Annotated in this window: 3 protein-coding genes; 2 read left to right on the top strand and 1 reads right to left on the bottom strand. The window is 67.7% G+C overall.

Annotation, left to right across the window (positions count from 1 at the left end):
- The coding region (locus A9W96_RS25175) for an acyl-CoA dehydrogenase family protein (protein WP_255362996.1) at positions 1 to 436 on the top strand (436 nt) is incomplete at its 5' end.
- Complete coding sequence (locus A9W96_RS25170; RefSeq protein WP_066880492.1) at positions 420 to 1,595, top strand: acyl-CoA dehydrogenase family protein; 1,176 nt, start codon at positions 420 to 422, stop codon at positions 1,593 to 1,595. The genes A9W96_RS25175 and A9W96_RS25170, both read left to right, overlap by 17 nt.
- A 5-nt stretch (positions 1,596 to 1,600) precedes the next feature.
- Here the strand turns inward: A9W96_RS25170 and A9W96_RS25165 are convergent, their stop codons facing one another.
- The gene (locus A9W96_RS25165) at positions 1,601 to 3,016 is read right to left on the bottom strand and encodes an alpha/beta hydrolase (RefSeq protein WP_369830870.1); all 1,416 of its coding nucleotides are present in this window, start codon (positions 3,014 to 3,016) and stop codon (positions 1,601 to 1,603) included.
- Positions 3,017 to 3,221 lie beyond the last annotated feature (205 nt).

Here is a 3,221-nt window from a genome sequence, read left to right as displayed (position 1 = left end):
CCATTTCGCGTTGACCGGCATGGCGATCACGATGGTGGGCGCCTGCCAACGCATCCTCGACCTGGTGCTCGAGCACGTGAGTAGCCGCCAGCAGTTCGGCGTGGCGATCGGCTCGTTCCAGGCCGTGCAGCACAAGGCCGCGGACATGCACGTCGCCGTACAACGGGCGCGCGCGCTGGCCTACTTCGCCGCGTTGACGATCGCGGCCGACGATCCGCGCCGCCGGCTGGCGGCCGCGATGGCCAAGGCGTCGGCCGGCGAATGCCAGTCGCTGGTGTTCCGGCACGGCCTACAGCTGCATGGCGCAATGGGATTCACGTGGGAGAACGACCTGCAGTTCGCGCTGAAACGAGCCAAGGCGGGCGAGTTGATGCTCGGCGGCGCGGCGGAGCACCGGGCGCGGATCGCGGAGGAATACCGTGCAGCTGACTTTTGATTCCGACGTCGAGGAGTTCCGGGCGGAGTTCTCGGCGTTCCTGGACGAAAACCTGCCTCCCGCAAGCGAAACGCTCGAACGCCCCCGGTCGGTCTCACACATGCCGCAGTGGGCCCGCGACTGGCAGCGGCTGTTGTTCGACAACGGCTGGCTGCTGCCCAGCCAGCCGCCGGAATTCGGCGGGCGCAACGCCACGGTCATTCAGCAGTTCGTCTATCTCGAGGAACTGAGCCGCCGGCGGATCTACCACAGCTTCAACCCGCAGGGCGTGAATATTGTTGGGGCATCGCTGTTGTCGTTCGGCAGCGACGAGCAGAAGCGGCGTTGGGCGGTGCCGATTTTGCGGGCCGAGATCACCGCTTCGCTCGGCATGAGCGAACCTAGCGCGGGTTCCGACCTGGCGTCGCTGCGCACTCGCGCGGTGCTGGACGGCGGTCACTTCGTGGTCAATGGCCAGAAGGTGTGGACCTCGGGGGCCCACGACGCCGACATCCTGCTGACGTTCGTGCGGACCAATCCGGATGTGCCGAAGCACAAGGGAATCAGCGCGCTCATCATCCCCACCGATACCCCGGGGCTGGTGCGCCGGCCGTTCCCGTCGATCTGCGGTGCCGACGATCTCGATTTCAACGAGGTGTTCTTCACCGACGTTCGGGTGCCGGCCGAGAACCTGGTCGGGGAGCTCGACCAGGGGTGGCGGGTGGCCAACGGCTCGCTGGGCCATGAACGCACGATGATGTGGCTGGGTTTCGCCGATCGCCTGGAGAACATGATCGACGATTTCCATCCGAGCACCGACGTCGAGCGTGACCAATACGCCAGCACCATCATGGACAAGCAGGCCCTACGGCTGCTGGGTTCGGCGGCTCTGGCGCGCGCCGCGCGTGGCGAAGATGATGTGGCCGCGATCTCGGTGCTCAAGCTGCTCGGCTCCGAGGCCGAGTTGCGTGGCATGGAACTGGCGCTGACGTCCGCGGGATCCGACGGACTGGTGCACCCGGGACTGACGGGCCCGTACGCGCACATGAACCTCGACCACTACTTCGCCAGCTGGTTCGAGCGCTACGCCCGCAGCTTCTCCGGGACCATCGCCGGCGGCACGTCGGAGATCCAGCGCAACATCATCGCCCAGCGGGTACTCGGCCTGCCGCGCGGCTAGCGTGGTCATAGGGATTGCTGAGAGCCGTTGCTGGGCAAGGCGATCCGACTCACACCCGGGGTGTGCAGCTGGCCGGCCAGCCACGGCAGCGCGGTGGAGAACGCCATGCCGGCGGTCGGCCAGTCGTGCTTTCCGGTCTGGGCCACCACCGCGCAGTCGATGCCGTTGGCTCGGCCCAGCCCGCACAGGGACGAGGCGGCCGCGGCCTGGTTGCCCGGGTCGGCGGCGGCGGCGCGACCGGCGACGGCCATTGCGGCGGTGTCCACGGTTGTGACGTCGCGGCGCGGTGATTCACCCGACGAGATGGCGAACCAACCGGATACCCCGGTGTAGCGTCCGTGGCGGTTGATCACCGTGGTCGGGTCGAATCTCGCCCACGCGTCGGCATCGCCGTCGAATAGGTTGGCGATGGTTTGCTCCTTGGTCCCGGTGTTGGGGGTCAGGTCGCCCTCGATGTCGACGAACGAGCTGAACATGTTGGGGTGCATGACGGTCAGGTCCACCGCGCAGGTTCCGCCCATCGACCAGCCGACGACACCCCAGCGGGACGGGTCGGGGCTGACACCGAAGTTCGAGACCAGGTAGGGCACAACGTCTTTGGTCAGGTGATCGGCCGCGTTGCCGTGGCTTCCGTTGACGCATTCGGTGTCGTTGTCGAACGCGCCGCCCGGATCGACGAACACCAACACCGGCGCGTTGCCGCCGTGCGCGGCCGCGAAGGCGTCGACGGCGTCCACGGCGCCGCCGGCGCGCACCCAGTCGGCGGGCGTGTTGACCATGCCGCCGATCATCATCACCGTCGGCAACTGCGGCGGCGGGTAGCTGGCGAACCAGGCCGGCGGCAGGTAGACAAGTTCCTCACGGTGCTTGAATTGCGAAGCGTCTTCGGGGATCACGACCGGCACCAGGCTGCCGTGCGGCGGCTTGGAGCCCTTCGCCGCCAGCGTGGTGACCGTGGCCTTGTCGACCTGGTCGGGCAGCGGAACCGAGGTGAACTGATTCCACGCGCTCTGGACGGTCTGGAAGTAACCGACCCATTGGTTGAGCACCAGCAGCGAGCAGAGCAGGCACAGCGGCACGGCCAGGATGGATAGTCCGCGCCGCCACCACCGCGCACCGCGCCAGCCCAGGATCAGCACCGCCATGGCCACACCGACCAACGCGATCCAGACGTATAGCGCGTCCGGTGCCGCCGCGCTGATGCAGCGGCGCGCCCCGAGCGCCGTGCCGACCCCGGCGACGGCAGCGGCGGGCAGCCAGAGCAGGCGCCAACGACGCGATCGCCAGCCGGCGGCAACCGCCAGGGTGAGCGGGGTGACGATCTGGGCCGTGATCGGGACCCAACCGTGCATCAGAGATATGTGGTTGCCCAGTAGCGACATGGCGATTCCTCCTCCCGGGTGCCGGCGATTGAGCGGCATGAGAAAAGGATCGACTGCCGGCCTCGGCGGATCCTTGGTGAATCCTTGGGCACAGTCCTGGCGGCCGGAGCCCGGCGGCGCAGGTTCGCTGCGTCGAGTGTGAATCCACGGCGTCGAGTGTGATTCCATGGCGGCCGCCGCCGGCGTGTCGGCGCCCTCAGCTCACAGTGAAAGCCATGGGTTCACACGCAACGGTCGAACTAGC

This window comes from Mycobacterium sp. 1245852.3, from assembly GCF_001669335.1.
GTDB classification, from domain to species: domain Bacteria; phylum Actinomycetota; class Actinomycetes; order Mycobacteriales; family Mycobacteriaceae; genus Mycobacterium; species Mycobacterium europaeum_A.
The sequence above is the reverse complement of the archived record's forward strand: the minus strand, read 5'-3'. Positions and strand labels throughout refer to the sequence as shown.

Coding starts and splice junctions, on each gene's coding strand:
- A9W96_RS25165 (WP_369830870.1), bottom strand. CDS start 3,016: ATGCCGCTCAATCGCCGGCACCCGGGAGGAGGAATCGCCATGTCGCTA.